This window comes from Pseudundibacterium arcticum, from assembly GCF_042646465.1.
GTDB lineage: Bacteria > Pseudomonadota > Gammaproteobacteria > Burkholderiales > Burkholderiaceae_D > Undibacterium_A > Undibacterium_A arcticum.
The window spans coordinates 165,274-182,719 of record NZ_JBHRTP010000024.1 but is presented as its reverse complement, the minus strand read 5'-3'; the positions used below and the strand labels follow the sequence as shown (position 1 = coordinate 182,719).

14 protein-coding genes are annotated in these 17,446 nt (G+C 59.9%); 13 read left to right on the top strand and 1 reads right to left on the bottom strand.

Annotated features, from left to right (window positions below; all coding sequences use genetic code 11):
• Positions 1–24 precede the first annotated feature (24 nt).
• From ACFOFO_RS09450 to ACFOFO_RS09440, 3 genes are all read left to right on the top strand, one after another.
• The gene (locus ACFOFO_RS09450; RefSeq protein ID WP_390325992.1) at positions 25–1,014 is read left to right on the top strand and encodes an XdhC family protein; all 990 of its coding nucleotides are present in this window, start codon (positions 25–27) and stop codon (positions 1,012–1,014) included.
• A 115-nt stretch (positions 1,015–1,129) separates the two neighbouring features.
• Positions 1,130–1,696 (top strand): dCTP deaminase, encoded by a 567-nt coding sequence (gene dcd / locus ACFOFO_RS09445; protein WP_390325990.1) that lies wholly within the window; start codon positions 1,130–1,132, stop codon positions 1,694–1,696.
• A 29-nt stretch (positions 1,697–1,725) separates the two neighbouring features.
• Positions 1,726–2,478, top strand: coding sequence for a YoaK family protein (locus tag ACFOFO_RS09440; protein WP_390325988.1), 753 nt, complete (start codon positions 1,726–1,728; stop codon positions 2,476–2,478).
• Between the two features lie 96 nt (positions 2,479–2,574).
• Here ACFOFO_RS09440 and ACFOFO_RS09435 read toward each other — a convergent pair whose 3' ends face one another.
• Complete coding sequence (locus ACFOFO_RS09435; protein WP_390331425.1) at positions 2,575–4,827, bottom strand: Orn/Lys/Arg family decarboxylase; 2,253 nt, start codon at positions 4,825–4,827, stop codon at positions 2,575–2,577.
• 600 nt (positions 4,828–5,427) lie between these two features.
• Between ACFOFO_RS09435 and ACFOFO_RS09430 the strand changes: the two genes are divergently transcribed.
• The 10 genes from ACFOFO_RS09430 to ACFOFO_RS09385 all read left to right on the top strand — a co-directional run bounded on the left by ACFOFO_RS09430 (position 5,428) and on the right by ACFOFO_RS09385 (position 17,431).
• Positions 5,428–7,038 (top strand): ABC transporter substrate-binding protein, encoded by a 1,611-nt coding sequence (locus tag ACFOFO_RS09430; RefSeq protein WP_390331424.1) that lies wholly within the window; start codon positions 5,428–5,430, stop codon positions 7,036–7,038.
• Between the two features lie 244 nt (positions 7,039–7,282).
• Entirely contained in the window at positions 7,283–8,293 is a 1,011-nt protein-coding gene (locus ACFOFO_RS09425; protein ID WP_390325986.1) for an ABC transporter permease subunit, read from the top strand.
• Complete coding sequence (locus ACFOFO_RS09420; protein WP_390325984.1) at positions 8,290–9,225, top strand: ABC transporter permease subunit; 936 nt, start codon at positions 8,290–8,292, stop codon at positions 9,223–9,225. The genes ACFOFO_RS09425 and ACFOFO_RS09420 overlap by 4 nt, the downstream gene beginning before the upstream one ends.
• A 10-nt stretch (positions 9,226–9,235) precedes the next feature.
• On the top strand, positions 9,236–10,240 hold the full coding sequence (locus ACFOFO_RS09415; RefSeq protein ID WP_390325981.1) for an oligopeptide/dipeptide ABC transporter ATP-binding protein: 1,005 nt from the start codon (positions 9,236–9,238) through the stop codon (positions 10,238–10,240).
• Entirely contained in the window at positions 10,237–11,217 is a 981-nt protein-coding gene (locus ACFOFO_RS09410; protein WP_390331423.1) for a dipeptide ABC transporter ATP-binding protein, read from the top strand. The genes ACFOFO_RS09415 and ACFOFO_RS09410 overlap by 4 nt, the downstream gene beginning before the upstream one ends.
• A gap of 89 nt (positions 11,218–11,306) precedes the next feature.
• On the top strand, positions 11,307–11,861 hold the full coding sequence (locus ACFOFO_RS09405; RefSeq protein WP_390325977.1) for a GNAT family N-acetyltransferase: 555 nt from the start codon (positions 11,307–11,309) through the stop codon (positions 11,859–11,861).
• A gap of 54 nt (positions 11,862–11,915) precedes the next feature.
• Positions 11,916–13,157, top strand: coding sequence for a winged helix-turn-helix domain-containing protein (locus ACFOFO_RS09400; RefSeq protein ID WP_390325975.1), 1,242 nt, complete (start codon positions 11,916–11,918; stop codon positions 13,155–13,157).
• The gene (locus ACFOFO_RS09395) at positions 13,154–13,570 is read left to right on the top strand and encodes an NUDIX domain-containing protein (protein ID WP_390325974.1); all 417 of its coding nucleotides are present in this window, start codon (positions 13,154–13,156) and stop codon (positions 13,568–13,570) included. The genes ACFOFO_RS09400 and ACFOFO_RS09395 overlap by 4 nt, the downstream gene beginning before the upstream one ends.
• 230 nt (positions 13,571–13,800) lie before the next feature.
• Positions 13,801–14,517 (top strand): hypothetical protein, encoded by a 717-nt coding sequence (locus ACFOFO_RS09390; RefSeq protein WP_390331422.1) that lies wholly within the window; start codon positions 13,801–13,803, stop codon positions 14,515–14,517.
• Positions 14,518–14,812: 295 nt separating this feature from the next.
• The gene (locus tag ACFOFO_RS09385; RefSeq protein ID WP_390331421.1) at positions 14,813–17,431 is read left to right on the top strand and encodes a DUF349 domain-containing protein; all 2,619 of its coding nucleotides are present in this window, start codon (positions 14,813–14,815) and stop codon (positions 17,429–17,431) included.
• Positions 17,432–17,446 lie beyond the last annotated feature (15 nt).

Below are 17,446 nucleotides of genomic sequence, written 5' to 3'. Positions count from 1 at the left end.
CTCTGTCACACCATCCTCGCCACCATGGACAGCATCGACCTGGAAGTCTTAAAAGCCTGTGCGCAATGGATCGCCGACGGCCAGCCTTGCGCGCTGGTGACCGTGGTCCGCACCTGGGGCTCCAGCCCGCGACCGGAAGGCGCGACGCTGGCGATTCGCAACGATGGCTGTGTGGTCGGGTCTGTGTCCGGCGGCTGCATCGAGGACGATCTGATCGCACGCGTCCGCCGCGAAGGCATCCGGCGGACGTTGCCGGAACTGGTTCGCTACGGCATCAGCGCCGATGAGGCGCACCGCTTTGGTCTGCCGTGCGGTGGCACGATTGAACTGGTCATCGAGCCGCTGTCCAGTACCAGTATGGTCGCCGCGCTATTGCAGCGCTTGGAAAATCACGAGCTGATCGCGCGCCGGGTCGACTTGCGGAGCGGCGCGGTGACCTTGGTCCCGGGTCACGCGGGCCAAGCCATGCAGCTGTCCCAGCACGCTCTCACCACCTTGCATGGCCCGCGCTGGCGCTTGCTGATCATCGGTGCCGGTCAGTTATCGCGCTTTCTGGCGCAGATCGCAGCCGGCATGGATTACCACGTGATTGTCTGCGATCCGCGTGCGGAATACCGCATTGGATGGAACCTGCCTGGCGTCGACGTGGTCCATGCGATGCCCGATGACCTGGTGCTGACCATGAAGCCCGACGCGCGCTGTGCGGTTGTGGCGCTGACGCACGACCCCAAGCTGGACGACCTGGCCCTGATGGAGGCGCTGAAATCGGAGGCCTTCTATGTCGGCGCGATCGGCTCACGCATCAATAACGCGAAACGCCGCGAACGGCTAGCCCAGTTCGAGCTGAACGCAGCGCAACTGGCGCGGCTGCACGGCCCAATCGGTCTCTACATCGGCAGCAAAACGCCGGCGGAAATTGCCATTTCGATCATGGCAGAACTGACTGCCGTCAAGAATGGCGTCGCCTTGCCGGACGCCATGCGGGTCGAACATGCCAAGGCCGCAATGCATTGAGCATTATTGTTGCAGTTAGTCTTTCCTACTGGCGGTCGAGCAGGGCTTTTCGCGTAAAATCTCGTTCAAACCGGCACCATGTTGGTCCGCTGCTATCTTTGAAGAATACCTACCAATGACAATCAAGTCTGATAAATGGATCCGCCGCATGGCGCAAGAAACCGGCATGATCGAACCGTTCGAGCCGGGTCAGGTCCGCGAGGCCAACGGCCACAAGATCGTGTCCTACGGCACCTCGTCGTATGGCTACGATATTCGCTGTGCCGATGAATTCAAGATTTTCACCAATATCAACAGCACCATCGTCGACCCCAAGAATTTCGATGAGAACTCCTTCGTCGATATCAAGAGCGATGTCTGCATCATCCCGCCCAATTCGTTCGCGTTGGCGCGTACCATCGAATACTTCCGCATCCCGCGCAGCGTGCTCACCATCTGCCTGGGAAAATCGACCTACGCGCGCTGCGGCATCATTGTCAACGTCACGCCGTTCGAACCGGAGTGGGAGGGCTACGTGACGCTGGAGTTTTCCAACACGACGCCGCTGCCGGCAAAAATTTACGCCGGCGAGGGCTGCGCCCAGGTGCTGTTCTTTGAAAGCGATGAAGTATGCGAAACCTCGTACAAGGATCGCGGCGGCAAATACCAGGGACAGCGCGGAGTGACGCTGCCCAAGGCCTGATGATGTCCGGCCACGGATAATCAGGTCCCATGCCGATTGCATTTCTCCGTCGTCTGACCGGGAAAGTGCGTACTGTCGACGCCAATCGGCAACTCGGCCTGTCGCTTGCGTTCGTGGCAGGTGCGGCGAATGCCGGCGGATTCCTGGCGGTGAATCAATACACCTCGCATATGACCGGCATCGTGTCAGCCATGGCCGACCAACTGGCCTTGGGAAACGTCACACTGGCATTGGCGGGATTGGGGGCGCTGCTGTCGTTTATCGCGGGCGCGGCCAGTTCCTCATTGCTGATCAACTGGGCGCGCCATCGTCGGCTACACAGCGAGTATGCCTTGTCGCTGCTGCTGGAGGCCGCGCTGCTGTTGTGCTTTGGCCTGCTGGGCGGCAATCTCGCGCTGCATATGGGCTTATTTGTGCCGCTGACCGTGATGCTGCTGTGCTTCATCATGGGCTTGCAAAACGCGATCATCACCAAGCTCTCGAAGGCCGATATCCGCACCACGCATGTCACCGGTATCGTGACCGACATCGGCATCGAGCTTGGCAAATGGCTGTACTGGAATCCCAACAAGGACAACCCGGATCAATTCCTGGTCTTTGCCAACCGTCAAAAATTACGCCTGCTGTCGCTGTTGTTGCTGATGTTTTTCTCCGGCGGCTTGGTTGGCGCCGTCGGCTTCAAGCACATCGGTTTTTTGTCGACGATTCCGCTGGCGATGATCTTGTTGCTGCTGGCCGTCGTGCCGGTGGTGGACGATCTGCTGGAGCGATGGCGAGCCTAGCGGCAGTGCAGGTTTCTCCGCTGCTTGCGCAATCAATTTGAGTGCGACGGCAACCGGCCGGACGCAGCCGGCGCGTTACCATCGAGAGCGTTTCGCTTACTGGCGGACACAATCCACAAAATACCCGCGCTTGCCGTCCACTTCGCGTTTCACCAGCCCGTGTACATCGGTTTCGAAGCCGGGGAAGCGCTCGTTGAAGTCACGCGCGAACTTCAGGTAATCGACGATCGTCTTGTTGAAGCGCTCGCCCGGGATCAGCAGCGGAATGCCCGGCGGGTAGGGCGTTAGCAGGATCGAGGTGATGCGACCTTCCAGTTCGTCGATCGGCACGCGGTCGATTTCGCGATGCGCCATCTTGGCAAACGCGTCCGACGGCTTCATCGCCGGTTGCATGTCCGACAGGTACATCTCGGTAGTCAGACGCGCTACGTCATACGCCTTGTAGAAGTCGTGAATCTGCTGGCACAGGTCGCGCAGACCGATACGCTCGTAGCGCGGGTTGGCAGCGGCGAATTCCGGCAGGATGCGCCAGATCGGCTGGTTCTTGTCGTAGTCGTCCTTGAACTGCTGCAGTGCGGTCAGCAGTGTGTTCCAGCGGCCCTTGGTGATGCCGATGGTGAACATGATGAAGAATGAATACAGCCCGCATTTTTCGATGATGACGCCGTGTTCGGCCAGGTATTTGGTGACGATCGAGGCCGGGATGCCGGTTTCGCCGAACTTGCCGTCCAGCGACAGTCCGGGCGTGACCACGGTCGCCTTGATCGGGTCGAGCATGTTGAAACCCGGCGCCAACTTGCCAAACCCGTGCCAGTCGTCCTCGGCATTGATCATCCAGTCTTCGCGCGAGCCAATGCCGTCTTCGGAGAAATTGTCCGGTCCCCATACCTGGAACCACCAGTCCTTGCCCCATTCCTGATCGATCTTCTTCATCGCGCGCCGGAAGTCGAGCGCTTCCAGGATCGACTCTTCGACCAGCGCGGTACCGCCCGGTGCTTCCATCATCGCGGCGGCCACGTCGCACGAGGCGATGATCGCATACTGCGGCGAGGTCGAGGTGTGCATCAGATAGGCTTCATTGAAGGCGTCCTGATCGAGCTTGACCGACTCCGATTCGCGTACCAGGATCTGCGACGCCTGCGACAATCCGGCCAGCAGCTTGTGCGTCGATTGGGTCGAGAAGATCATCGATTCCTTGGCGCGCGGGCGGTCGCGACCGATCGCATGCATGTCCTTGTAGAAATCGTGGAAGGTCGCATGCGGCAACCACGCTTCGTCGAAATGCAGGGTGTCAATTTTGCCGTCCAGCATTTCTCTGAGCGTCTCGACGTTGTAGATCACGCCGTCGTAGGTCGATTGCGTGATGGTCAGGATGCGCGGCTTCTTGTTGGTGGCTTCACGCGCAAACGGATTGGCTTCGATCTTGCGCGCAATGCTTTCCGGCGTGAATTCTTCCAGCGGAATCGGCCCGATGATGCCGAGGTGGTTGCGGGTCGGCATCAAAAATACCGGGATCGCACCGCACATGATGATCGAGTGCAGGATCGACTTGTGGCAGTTGCGGTCGACCACCACGATGTCGCCCGGCGCGACGGTCGAGTGCCACACCATCTTGTTGCTGGTGCTGGTGCCGTTGGTGACGAAATAACAATGGTCGGCATTGAAGATGCGCGCTGCGTTGCGCTCGGATGCCGCAACCGGGCCGGTGTGGTCGAGCAACTGGCCGAGCTCTTCGACCGCATTGCAGACGTCGGCGCGCAGCATGTTCTCGCCGAAAAACTGGTGGAACATCTGGCCGATAGGCGATTTCAAAAACGCCACGCCGCCCGAATGGCCGGGGCAATGCCAGGAGTAAGAACCGTCATTCGCATAATGCACGAGTGCGCGGAAGAAGGGCGGCGCCAAGCCATCCAGATACGATTTGGCTTCGCGGATGATATGGCGCGCGACGAATTCCGGCGTGTCCTCGAACATGTGAATGAAGCCATGCAGTTCGCGCAGGATATCGTTGGGAATATGGCGCGAAGTGCGGGTTTCGCCGTACAGATAGATCGGGATGTCGGCGTTCTTGTAACGGATTTCTTCGACGAACGCGCGCAGGGATTTCAGCGCGTGATCGGTTTCTTCATCGGTGCCGCCGCCGAATTCTTCGTCGTCGATCGACAAAATGAAAGCCGAGGCGCGCGATTGCTGCTGCGCGAATTGCGACAAATCGCCGTAGCTGGTCACACCCAGCACCTCCATCCCCTCTTTCTCCATGGCATCCGCTAGCGCGCGTATGCCGAGGCCGGAAGTGTTTTCGGAACGGAAATCTTCGTCGATGATGACGATGGGGAAGCGGAATTTCATCGGGATCTCCAACAAGAGCGAATTACGTGAATGACGTCACGGCCATTGCCGGCCGGTCTCGTGAACCGGCGCGCCGGTGCGTCAAAAAATAAGCCTGAATTTTCGCAGATATGCAGCTTACGTGGTGGAAAAATGCCGTGCTAGGGCAGATTAAGTGATCTCGCCAGTTGTCATTGCTGCAAGTCGGCGCGCCGGCGCGCAAACCATCAAGTCGATGCGGCTGCAGCCCCGATGCATCCGATCAGCTTCCACTGCGGCCCAATTCCGAAGCAGTGGAGGGAAGCCAGGCCAGCCGGCGAATCCGGCGCCCGGCGGCGCTTTCCGGAGCGCCAAACTCCACATTAACGCCGGGCAATTGGCGGCAAATTGGCGTGATCGCAGCAGATCGTGCCGGCACATGTTTTTTTCTGGCTTGCGCGCGACCAAGCGCCGGGCCTGCTACGGTGCAATACAAATATACAAATTCATATCTTCTGGTACACAATGCAAGCTTAGGGTGAATTCCGACGCCGGGGACAGTGGCGCATTCAGACGGATTCATATATTAAGTTCCGCGACCAACTCGAACGAGTTGATCGCCATCCATGGAGATATAAGAGAATGCTAAAAAATGGCTCACTAATTCTCAAGACCGGCCTGGTCGCCATCCTGTGCGCGTATGCCGGCATGGCTGTCGCAGCAAAAACCCTGGTGTTTTGCTCGGAAGGCAGCCCCGAAGGTTTTAATCCCCAGCTTTTCACGACCGGCACCACGCATGATGCGTCGTCGGTGCCGATGTACAACCGTCTGGTCGAGTTTGACCGTGGCAACCTCAACATCGTTCCTGCCTTGGCCGATTCGTGGGACGTCTCGCCGGATGGCCTGACCTACACGTTCAAGCTGCGCAAGGGCGTCAAGTTCCACAGCAGCGCGAAATTCAAGCCGACCCGCGACTTCAATGCCGACGATGTGCTGTTTACCTACAACCGGATGGCCGATCCGAGTCACCCGTACCATAAACTGGCGGCCGGCCAGACCTTTGCCTATTTTGAAGACATGGGCATGAGCAAGATTGTCGACAAGCTGGAAAAGGTCGACGACCAAACCGTGCGCTTCAAGCTGAAGCATCCTGAAGCGCCGTTCCTCGCCAATATGGCGATGGATTTCGCCTCGATCCTGTCGGCGGAATATGCCGACAAGATGAAGGCGGCCGGAACGCCCGATACGGTCGATCGCGAGCCGATCGGGACTGGCGCCTTCCAGTTGGCGTCTTACCAGAAGGACGCGATCATTCGCTACAAGGCCTTCGACCAGTACTGGGATGGCCGCCCGAAGATCGATAATCTGGTGTACGCGATCACCCCGGACGCCTCGGTGCGCTACGCCAAGCTGAAGGCAGGCGAATGCCATGTGATGGCGTTCCCGAAACCAGCCGACATCGCCACCATGAAGACCGACCCCGCCATCAACTTGCAAGTCAAGGAAGGCCTGAATATCGGCTATGTGGCCTTCAACGTCGAGAAAAAGCCGTTTGACAACAAATTCGTGCGCCAGGCGTTGAGCATGGCGATCGACAAGTCAACGATCCTGAAAACGGTGTTCCAGGGCGCCGGCCATCCGGCCAAGAATTTGATTCCGCCGACCATGTGGGGCTTCAACGACCAGGTCAAGGATTATCCCTACGATGTCGCGAAGGCCAAGGAACTGCTGGCCAAGGGCGGCTATCCGAACGGCACCGAAGTCGAGCTGTGGTATCTGCCGGTCAGCCGTCCTTACAACCCGGACGGCAAACGGATGGCCGAACTGATCCAGGCCGACTGGGCCAAGATCGGCGTCAAGACCAAGCTGACCACCTATGAATGGACCGAATACCGCAAGCGCAGCAAGACCGGCGAGCAGCATGCGATGATGTTCGGCTGGTCCGGCGACAATGGCGATCCGGACAATTTCTTCGGCCCGATCCTTTCCTGCGAAGCGGTCAAGGGTGGCGGCAACGTCTCGCGCTGGTGCAACAAGGATTTCGAGGACCAGTTCCAGAAGGCCAAAACCACGCCGAAACAGGGCGAGCGCGCCAAGTTCTATGAAAAGGCCCAGGAAATCGCGCACGAAGAAGCACCGGTGATCTACATCGCAAATTCGGTCCGGTATACGCCGGTGCGCAAGGAAGTGGTCGGCTTCAAGATGGATGCGACATCCCACCATTATTTCGACAAGGTCGATCTGCTCAAGTAAGCCGGACCGGCGCCTTGCTCAAGCGCTAGAAGTTGCAAGCATGGTGACGGCGGAGCGATCATCCGTTATCATGCTGCACCGCCGGGCGGATCGATCGCGATCGCCCGGCGGTGGCGTCAATGCCCTTATCCATCCTATCCCGATGGGTACTTCGGGTACTGCGCGCCTATTGAACTGGTAGCGGCCCACAAGGCTGGCTACTGCTGTAGTTGCTGCTCAACCATCAATCGAACAGGGTAACTCAATGTTTGGATTCCTCCTGCGTCGTGCGGGATTGGTCATTCCGACCTTTCTCGGCATAACGCTACTTGTGTTTGCGCTGATCCATCTGATTCCCGGCGACGCCGTCGAAGCCATGTCCGGTGAGCGCGGCATGGAACCGGCGCGCTACGCCCAGCTGGTACATGAATTCGGCCTCGACCAGCCACTGTACGCCCAATATTTCGATTATCTCGGCCATGTCTTCAAGGGTGATCTCGGTGCATCGATCACCACCCACGAGCCGGTGCTGCGCGAATTCCTGTCACTGTTTCCAGCCACGCTCGAACTGTCGACCTGCGCGATGCTGCTGGCGCTGGTGATCGGCCTGCCGGCCGGCATCCTGGCCGCGTTGAAGCGCAATACCTTTCTCGATTATTCGGTGATGGGCGGCTCGCTGACCGGCTACTCGATGCCGATTTTCTGGTGGGCACTGCTGCTGATCCTGCTGTTCTCGGTGACGCTGGGCTGGACCCCGGTGTCGGGCCGCATCGATATCCTGTACGACCTGCAGCCGGTGACCGGCTTCATGCTGATCGACAGCCTGCTGTCCGGTGAGCCGGGCGCATTCAAGTCCGCCGCTTCTCATCTCATCCTGCCGGCCATCGCGCTCGGTACCATCCCGCTGGCGGTGATTGCGCGCATGACGCGCTCGGCGATGTTGGAAGTATTGCGCGAGGACTATGTCCGTACCGCCCGCGCCAAGGGCCTGTCGCGCTGGCGCGTGATCGGCGTGCACGCCTTGCGCAACGCGCTGATTCCGGTAGTCACCATCATCGGCCTCCAAGTCGGCACCATGCTGGCCGGCGCGATCCTGACCGAATCGATCTTTGCCTGGCCCGGCATCGGTAAGTGGCTGGTGGAGGCGATCCATCGTCGCGATTATCCGGTGGTGCAGGGCGGTATCCTGCTGTCGGCGACCATCATCATCGTGGTCAATCTGCTTGTCGATGTCCTGTACGGCGTCATCAATCCACGCATCAGCCATAAATCATGAGCAACACAACTATCACGCCTCCGGCACGCCCGGCAATGCCTGTGGCGGCATCTGGTACGGCACCTAGCGCGCCACCGCATCCGTTGCGTGAAATGTGGGACTACTTCCGCCAGAACCGCGGTGCGGTGATCGGCCTCGCCGTGGTCTGCATCGTGCTCCTGCTGGCAATTCTGGCCGATCTAGTGGCGCCGCATACGGCGGCCGAGCAATTCCGCGATGCCACGCTGGTGCCACCGGTGTGGCAGGACGGCGGCAGCAGCAAGTTCATTTTGGGCACCGATCCGGTCGGCCGCGATATCCTGTCGCGCCTGATCTACGGCACCCGGCTGTCGCTGATGTTTGGCCTGGTCTCGGTAACGCTGTCGCTGGCTTTTGGCATCGTGTTTGGATTGTTGGCAGGCTACTATCGCGGCGTCATCGAAGTCGCGATCATGCGCTTGATGGACATCATGCTGGCGCTTCCCAGCCTGCTGCTGGCAGTTGCCGTGGTGGCAATCCTCGGGCCTGGCCTGATGAACGCGATGTACGCGATCGCGATCGTGATGCTGCCGCATTTTGCACGCCTGACGCGTGCCGCCGTGATCGGTGAAATGTCGAAAGATTATGTCAGTGCTTCCCGTATCGCCGGCGCCGGCACCTTTCGCATCATGTTTAATTGCGTGCTGCCGAACTGTGCTGCACCGTTGATCGTGCAGGCCACGCTCGGGTTTTCCAGTGCCATCCTGGATGCCGCGGCACTCGGCTTTCTCGGCCTTGGCGCGCAACCGCCGACGCCGGAATGGGGCGCGATGCTGGCCGATGCACGTGAGTTCATCCTGAGCGCATGGTGGGTCGTGACCTTCCCGGGCCTGGCGATTCTGATCTCGGTGCTGGCATTCAACCTGATGGGTGACGGACTGCGCGACGCGCTCGACCCGAAACTGAAACGATAGCGAATCGATAATGGCACTGCTAGAAATCAAAAACCTGCGCGTTGAGTTCGGCTCCGAGGGTGCGCCGTTCAAGGCGGTCGATGGCCTCGATCTGAGCATCGAGCAAGGCGAAGTGGTCGGCATCGTCGGCGAATCCGGCTCCGGCAAAAGCGTCACGTCGCTGGCCCTGATGGGCCTGATCGACTATCCGGGCCGGGTCAAGGCTGACCGGATGGCGTTCGAAGGGCGCGACCTGCTTGGCATGAAGGACAAGGAGCGGCGCGGCCTGCTCGGCAAAGACATCGCGATGATTTTCCAGGATCCGATGACCAGCCTGAATCCGTGCTTTACGGTGGCCGATCAATTGATCGAGACCTTGCGCGTGCATCAGGGCGGATCGAAGAAGGAAATGCGTGCCAAGGCGCTGGCGCTGCTCAAGCAGGTCGACATTCCCGATCCTGAGCACCGGCTCGACGCCTACCCGCACCAACTTTCAGGCGGCATGTGCCAGCGCGTGATGGTGGCGATTGCGATTGCCTGCAATCCCAAGTTGCTGATCGCCGATGAGCCAACCACCGCGCTCGACGTCACGGTGCAGGCCCAGATGCTGGACCTGCTGCTGCAGTTGCAACGCGAGCGCGGCATGGCCCTGATGCTGATCACGCATGACCTGTCGGTGGTCGCGCAGACAGCACAGCGCGTGGTGGTGATGTATGCTGGTCAGGTGGTCGAGACCGGCCTGGTGCCGGACATCTTTAACGCACCTAAGCATCCCTACACCCAGGCACTGCTGGCCTCGCTGCCGGAACACAATATCGGTCGCGACCGCCTGCAAACCATACCCGGCGTCGTGCCCGGGCAATACGACCGGCCGAGCGGCTGCCTGCTGAGCCCGCGTTGCGCCTATGCCACCGACAAGTGCCGCGAGCTGCGGCCGGCGCTGGAAGGCGATGCCGTCGCCAAGGTGCGCTGCCATTTTCCGCTGGACCGTGCTGGCCACCCAACCAACCAGTGGTCACAACAGAAGGCTGCATGATGAGTAATCCGAACATTCTGCTGGAAGCGAAGAGTCTCGCCAAATACTATAGCGTGTCGCAAGGCTGGATGAAGCCGAAGGCCACGGCGCGCGCGCTCGACGGTGTCTCGTTTACGCTGACGCGCGGCAAGACATTGGCCGTGGTGGGCGAATCCGGCTGCGGCAAGTCGACCCTGGCGCGCCAGATCACGATGATCGAGCCGCCCAGCGGTGGTGAGCTATGGATGGACGGCGCCAATATTGCCCGCGCCAGCAAGGCCGAGCTGAAAAAAGTACGTCCACTGGTACAGATGGTGTTCCAGAATCCATATGCCAGCCTGAATCCGCGCAAAAAAGTCGGCGCGATGCTGGAGGAGCCGCTGATCATCAATACCAGCCTGAGCAAGACTGAGCGTGCCGCCAAGGCGCAGGCGATGATGGCGAAGGTCGGCTTGCGCCCGGAATTTTATGGCCGCTATCCGCACATGTTCTCCGGCGGCCAGCGCCAGCGCATTGCAATTGCGCGCGCGCTGATGCTCGATCCGAAAGTGATCGTCGCCGACGAGCCGGTTTCGGCGCTCGACGTGTCGATCCAGGCCCAGGTGCTGAACCTGCTGATGGATTTGCAGCAGGCGTCAGGCGTTGCCTATCTGTTCATTTCGCACAATCTGGCGGTGGTCGAACATATTGCCGACGAGGTGCTGGTCATGTATCTTGGCAAGACCGTCGAACACGGCAGCAAGCAGGAAATCTTCAGCCGCCCGCTGCATCCTTACACCAAGGCACTGCTGGCGAGCACGCCGCGCATCAACCCGGCGCAACGCCAGCAGAAAATCATGCTGAAAGGCGAACTGCCGTCGCCGCTGGCACCGCCGCCCGGTTGCGCGTTCAACAACCGCTGCCCGTATGCGATCGAGCGCTGCCGCCACGAGATTCCGGCACTGCTGCCATTTGAAGGCCGACTGGTGGCCTGTCACCGGGTGGCCGAGATTTCCTGATATTTCGTAATCGTGGCAGACTGACGCCAGTCTGCGACGATGGTCGCCGTTGTATCTGTAACATTGCTGCATTCATTCAGGACCAGGCCATGTTTTCATACTGCATCAGCGACCGCCATCGACTCCGGCTACTGGAAGCGCATCATGCAGCCGAGCTGTTCGCGCTGGCCGACGCCAATCGCGATCATCTTCGCAACTGGTTACCCTGGCTCGATCTGACGCGTACGCCGGCCGATTCGCTGGCGTTTATCCAGTCCGGCTTGCGCCAGTTTGCCGACGGCAGGGGTTTCATCGCCGGGATCTGGATCGACGACAAGCTGGCCGGCATAGTCGGGCATCACCCGATCGACTGGTCCAGCCGCACTGCGGCGATCGGTTACTGCTTGGCCGAGTCGCACCAAGGCCAAGGTTTCGTCACGGCATCCTGCCGCGCCGTAATCGACCATGCCTTCAATACCCTGGAATTGAATAAAGTCGTGATCCGCTGTGCGCCGCTCAATGGCCGCAGCCGCGCGATTCCGGAGCGGCTTGGCTTCGTGCATGAAGGCACCCTGCGGGAGGCAGAGCAGCTGTACGGACGCTATATCGACCTTGCCGTCTATGGCTGTCTGCGTCGGGAATGGGATGGCGGAACACTGACTTAATTGCCGGTCGGCACATCAGACAGGACATCCGGAGAATTCCCCGACACCGATCCCATGACCGATTTGAGACTCTCACTGCGCGCCGCCCGCGCGCTCCATCTCGCGGCGCAGGGTTTATTGCAGCCGCGCCGGAAAATGGCGGTCAAGGCTGACGTGCTGGCCGCGATCCGCAACATGGGCGTGCTGCAAATCGATACCATTCATGTGGTCGCCCGCAGTCCCTATCTGGTACTGTGGAGCCGACTCGGTGCGTATCCGCAGGTCTGGCTGGAAGAATTGCTGGCCGAATCGAAATTGTTTGAATACTGGGCACACGAAGCCAGTTTTGTCCCGATCGAGGATTACGCACTGTATCGACACCGCATGATCGACCCCGGCTCGCTGGGCTGGAAATATTCGGCCGAATGGATGATTGAGAGGCGCAAGGAAGTCGATGCGGTCATCGCCCACATCCGTGCCAATGGCCCGGCCCGCTCGGTCGATTTTGAACGCGCCGACGGCGCGGGCGGCGGCTGGTGGGCGTGGAAGCCGGAAAAGCGTTCGCTCGAAATACTGTTTACCGCCGGCCACCTGATGATTGCGCGCCGGCAAAATTTTCAACGGGTCTACGACCTGGCGGAGCGCATCTTGCCCGATTGGGACGACCAGCATTTGCCGCCGCTGCCCGAGACCCGGCGCCGATTGCTGCTGCAGGCGGTGAAGGCGATGGGCATCGCCAAAGCAAGCTGGATCGGTGATTATTTCCGCACTGCCAAAAGCCAGCCGACACCGAATCCGGAGTCGTTGGTGGCCGAAGGTGCGCTACTGCGGGCGCAGGTTGATGGCTGGAACGCGCCAGTGTATATCCACCCGGATCACGCTGCACTGGCACTGGCAGCCGCCGCCGGCACGCTCAAGCCGAGCGTGACCAGTCTGCTGTCGCCGTTCGATCCGGTAGTATGGGACCGGCGTCGCGCGCTGGAACTGTTCGGTTTCGACTACCGCCTGGAATGCTATACGCCGGCCGAGAAACGCCGTTACGGCTACTTCACGTTGCCGATCCTGCATCGCGGTGCGCTGGTTGGCCGTCTCGACGCCAAGGCGCACCGGCGCGATGGGGTGTTCGAAGTCAAGATCGTGCATCTGGAACCGGGAGTGCGCGTCAGTCAGCGCCTGACCGATGAACTGGCCGCGGCGCTATTACGTCTGGCCGGCTGGCACGGCACGCCGCAGGTACGCGTGCTGCTGAGCGATCCGCCGACGTTTCGCGCCGCGTTGACAGCGGCAGTCGACAAGAAAACAGAAATCGCCAGATGAAGCAAAAAATGCTGTCCGCCGGTGTGGTCATACTACGGCGCGGGCCGGACGGTTGCCGGTATCTGTTGTTGCGCTGTTATCACTACTGGGATTTTCCCAAGGGGCGGGTCGAAGCCGACGAAACGCCATTTGACGCGGCGCGCCGCGAGGTGCTTGAGGAAACGGCGCTGGACGCCCTCGATTTTGCCTGGGGCCAAACCTATTGTGAAACCCCGCCCTACGGCGCTGGCAAGGTAGCGCGTTATTACCTCGCAGTCGCACACGATCCGGTAGTGCAGTTGATGATCAACCCGGAACTGGGTTTTCCCGAACACCATGAATATCGTTGGCTGGAATACGCCGGCGCCCGCGCGCTGCTGGCGCCGCGACTGTTGCCTGTACTCGACTGGGCCCACGACACCAGTCTTTGCTGATCCCTCAGCGGGTCTTGTTTTTCTTGCAAATGTTTTGCGGACAATCGGAACTTTTGTCAAAAGTTCTACTCCCAAGATTGCGATGGCGCAAACATCAATTGATTGTGCCTTCTATACTTCTTCCACGTCTTGATTTTCGGTATCAAAAACAACGATTATTTGTTGCTTATGAATGCACTGCTCCATCGATGCATATATTTATAAGGGCAGCAATACCATGAGGAGAAAAGATGTTGACTGCAACTTATGCCTTGGTTGCCTTGTCTGTTGAACAAGCCAGCATACGCAAAAACTTAACCACCTTCCGCGATAGTATTTCGAATAATGACAACGATCGGCGAGCGACCGATCAGGCCACCCTGAAATCCTTGCTCAGTAAAATTAACCAGCTGCATCAACGCTGCCACTGGCGCAAAGTGGACATCTACCTCATCCCCGCGATACGCAAAGCGACCAAACAGGCCGATTTGCTATTGGCGGAACTTGAATCGCTCAGCCTGCTGGGTCTGAGCGTGCTGAGATCGATTCGCGATCGATTGCAGCAGGGCATCACACACAGCGCCGTCAAAATTGAAGAATTGGGTGCATCGGTTACGCTGTACTGCAACACGATGCTGAAAAAAATGGACCGGGAAGAGGGAGAACTCTTTACCGTGGCGCGCCATGCGATACCGTCCGAACAATGGTTCGATATGGCGCAACAGTTTCTGGTGCATGATCGCTTGGTGTTCGAGCATGATGCGTTGATGATGGCGCGAGCGAGAGCCGAGGCGGGCCCGGCAATGCAGGCACAAGCATTTTTTGCAGAGCAACTGTGCGATCCGTTGCTGGCATTGAATCGCAGCAACTGGAACGATGACCTGAGCGACATCGAGCCCGTTCGTGCTGCACCACCGGCCTTGATGCAGGCGCAGACGGCAGCGGACGGTGGTCGACGGGGCAGGTAGCCGCGCGACACGGGCGATCAGTCCTGAGTGCGTAGAGTGTAAGAATTGGCACAACATGGTTGTGCCATTTTTTTGTCCATTTTTGAGAAAAATTGCCAGTATCTTAATTAGTCTATTAATATCATTGCGGAATTGGCGTATCACCATATGAGTATATGGTGGATTCCATCTCTCGCATCGAACCGTAAAATCCTGGGCGGACCGGCAACCGCACATCACTGTCAACACCAAGGTCAACAAGATGACGGCGAATTGATATGATGGCTGCCTCGACCAAACCACTGACCGCCACTCCATGTTCGACTTCCTGTTCAAGCGCACTTCCAAAAACACCGCCACCAAATTAAATCCATCGCGCGGCACGCAGCAAACCGCCCAGCCGCAACAGTCGATCGTGCCGGCCGTCGCGGACAGCGCAAAGCAAGCCGCGCTGGCGCAAGCGCAACACTTCGAAAACGACGAGGCCGCCGCGGTCGCCTTTATCCAGCAAAATGAATTCGCCGACGCCCGGCTGAAAGCGGCCCAGTATGTGCATAGTGAGCCGATGCTGGAGCAGCTGTACCAGGCGATGCGCAACGCCGACCGACGCGTCGCCAAGCTGATGCAGACGCGGCTCGACGCAATCAGACACCAGAGTGCAGTCGCGAGCAAGGCGCAGACCTGCATCGCGCGGGCACAGGCCTTGATCCAACTGCCGTCGCTGATGCCGAATCAGGTCGCACAGCTGGATCGTGACTGGCAATCGGCCGGCGCCGCAACACCAGTCCTGCAGGAGTCATATCAGGCGGTCCGTACGCAACTGGCACAGCGCCTCGCTGCGCAGGCCGGCTTGCAGCGCGCCGTCATCGATGCACGCGTTCGATTGCAGCGGCTGATTGAGAACATCGAGGGCATCGACACACTGGCGCCGGACGAGCTGGCGCGGCAAAGCGCGCAGATCGAAGCAGAACTGGCACAGCATCGGGCTTCACCGGAAGCGCCGTCGTTGCCCCAACCCTTATTGACCGAACTGACGAATCAGCAACAGCGGCTGGCAGGGTTGCAGCTTGCACATGAGCAGCGCTTCGCCGCACGCATGGCGCGACAACAGGCGCTGACGGACTGGGAGGCGGCGGATGATCAACTCGATGTCGACAGTTTGCATCGCAACTGGCGTGCATTGCCCGCGCCTGACGACGCGGTGCTGCAGGCGCGTTTCGATACGCTAATCGCGCGAGTGGGCAGATCGAGCGGACTGTCAGCCAACGCGTCGCCGGTGCTGCCGGCATTGCGACCGCAGGCAAGCGCCGACCAGCAGCGCCAATTTTCCAGCGCGCTCGATGCCATGGAGCAGGCACTGCAGGACGGCTTGCTGCATGCCGCCGCCGACCAGGACAAACTGCTGCGCTCAAACGATCTGAAAGCGTTGCGGCCGGCACCGGCACAGGCCACGCGCCTGGGCGTGGCGCGCGCCGAATTGAGCCGCCTGCAGGATTGGGCCAAATGGGGCGGCAACGTGTCGCGCGAGGAATTGATCAAGGCGGTGGAAGACTTGGCAGGACAAAACTTGCCGGTCACCGAACTCGCCAAGAAGGTCGGCAGCTCGCGCGAGCGTTGGCGCGCGCTCGACACGGCTTCCGGTGCGGCGCCGAAAAATTTATGGGAGCGTTTCGATAGCGTCTGCACGACGGCCTATGCGCCGGCCGCCGCGCATTTCAAACAACTGGCCGAACAGCGTCAGGAAAATGCCGGCAAGGCGCGCATGCTGATTGCCGAGCTGGTGAAATATGCCGATGACCACAAATTGTCCGCGACGGTCGATGCCGATCCTGATCCCGATTCCTCCTCGTTTGACTGGAAGGGCATAGCCGCCTATTGTCAGCAATACAGCCAGGCCTGGCACCAGGTCGGCCCGCTCGATCGCAAGGAGAAAAGGACTCTGCAAGCGGAGTTTGACTGCGCGTTGCGGCGGCTGATGGGGCCGCTGACGCAGCAACGTCAGCACGAATCCGCGCAGCGCGAAAAATTGATCGCCGAAGTGACACGACTCGACCCCGACCAGCGCAGCAGTGTCGACCAGCTGCGTGCGCTGCAGGAGCGGTGGCAGCAGCATGCCAGATCCCTGCCGCTGGATCGACACGAAGAGCAAGCGTTGTGGCAGCGTTTCCGTAGCGCCTGCGATGCGGTTTTTGCCAAGCGCAAAGCGTCGTCCGACGCGGCCGATGCCGAACGGCGCCAGAATCTGCAGGCCAAGGAAGCGCTGTGTGGCACGCTGGAGGCGACCGGCCAGGGCGGCCCTGACACTGATGCCGGGAGCCTGGCCGCCGCATTGCATGATGCCACGGCCGCCTGGAACCGGATCGGTCCGGTGCCGCGCACCGCCGAACGTCAGATCGAACAGCGCCATCAGGTCGCAGTGGCGGCGCTGCAAGCGAAAATCGATGCCGTAAAACGGGCCGCAGCTCAGGCCCAAGCCAATGTATTGCGCGACAAAATCATGTTGTGTCAACAATTGGAAGCCGCCTTGCAGCAACCGGTTGAGCGGAACTGGGCGGACAGCTGGCAAGCGCTGCCCGCCATGCGCTCGCCATGGGAGGCAGCGATGCGCAATCGCTTCGACGCCGCGCTGCGGGCCTTGCAAGCCGGCGACGCTGACTATGTACGAACGCTGCAAGACAACCAGACGCCGTTGGCGCAGCAACTGCTGCGACTGGAAATTGTGTGCGGTCTGGCCAGTCCGGCGGCGCTGTCCGGCGAGCGTCTGAAGATGCAGGTCGAAGTGTTGCAGTCGTCCTTGAAGTCAGGGCAAAGGGAAATGAGCCGGGAGCAGCTGTTGCAGGATCTGTTCAGCCTGCCGGCCCAGGCCGATGCGCAGACGACCAGTCGCATGACGGCTGTGATGAACACGGTTAACGGCAGCGAACCCGGTAACTAGTGGTGTGCTCAGCAA

What these genes read in the sequence shown, in the direction of transcription:
- ACFOFO_RS09450 (WP_390325992.1), top strand. Translation starts at nt 25, where the DNA reads ATGGACAGCATCGACCTGGAAGTCTTAAAAGCCTGTGCGCAATGGATC.
- dcd (WP_390325990.1), top strand. Translation starts at nt 1,130, where the DNA reads ATGACAATCAAGTCTGATAAATGGATCCGCCGCATGGCGCAAGAAACC.
- ACFOFO_RS09440 (WP_390325988.1), top strand. Translation starts at nt 1,726, where the DNA reads ATGCCGATTGCATTTCTCCGTCGTCTGACCGGGAAAGTGCGTACTGTC.
- ACFOFO_RS09435 (WP_390331425.1), bottom strand. Translation starts at nt 4,827, where the DNA reads ATGAAATTCCGCTTCCCCATCGTCATCATCGACGAAGATTTCCGTTCC.
- ACFOFO_RS09430 (WP_390331424.1), top strand. Translation starts at nt 5,428, where the DNA reads ATGCTAAAAAATGGCTCACTAATTCTCAAGACCGGCCTGGTCGCCATC.
- ACFOFO_RS09425 (WP_390325986.1), top strand. Translation starts at nt 7,283, where the DNA reads ATGTTTGGATTCCTCCTGCGTCGTGCGGGATTGGTCATTCCGACCTTT.
- ACFOFO_RS09420 (WP_390325984.1), top strand. Translation starts at nt 8,290, where the DNA reads ATGAGCAACACAACTATCACGCCTCCGGCACGCCCGGCAATGCCTGTG.
- ACFOFO_RS09415 (WP_390325981.1), top strand. Translation starts at nt 9,236, where the DNA reads ATGGCACTGCTAGAAATCAAAAACCTGCGCGTTGAGTTCGGCTCCGAG.
- ACFOFO_RS09410 (WP_390331423.1), top strand. Translation starts at nt 10,237, where the DNA reads ATGATGAGTAATCCGAACATTCTGCTGGAAGCGAAGAGTCTCGCCAAA.
- ACFOFO_RS09405 (WP_390325977.1), top strand. Translation starts at nt 11,307, where the DNA reads ATGTTTTCATACTGCATCAGCGACCGCCATCGACTCCGGCTACTGGAA.
- ACFOFO_RS09400 (WP_390325975.1), top strand. Translation starts at nt 11,916, where the DNA reads ATGACCGATTTGAGACTCTCACTGCGCGCCGCCCGCGCGCTCCATCTC.
- ACFOFO_RS09395 (WP_390325974.1), top strand. Translation starts at nt 13,154, where the DNA reads ATGAAGCAAAAAATGCTGTCCGCCGGTGTGGTCATACTACGGCGCGGG.
- ACFOFO_RS09390 (WP_390331422.1), top strand. Translation starts at nt 13,801, where the DNA reads ATGTTGACTGCAACTTATGCCTTGGTTGCCTTGTCTGTTGAACAAGCC.
- ACFOFO_RS09385 (WP_390331421.1), top strand. Translation starts at nt 14,813, where the DNA reads ATGTTCGACTTCCTGTTCAAGCGCACTTCCAAAAACACCGCCACCAAA.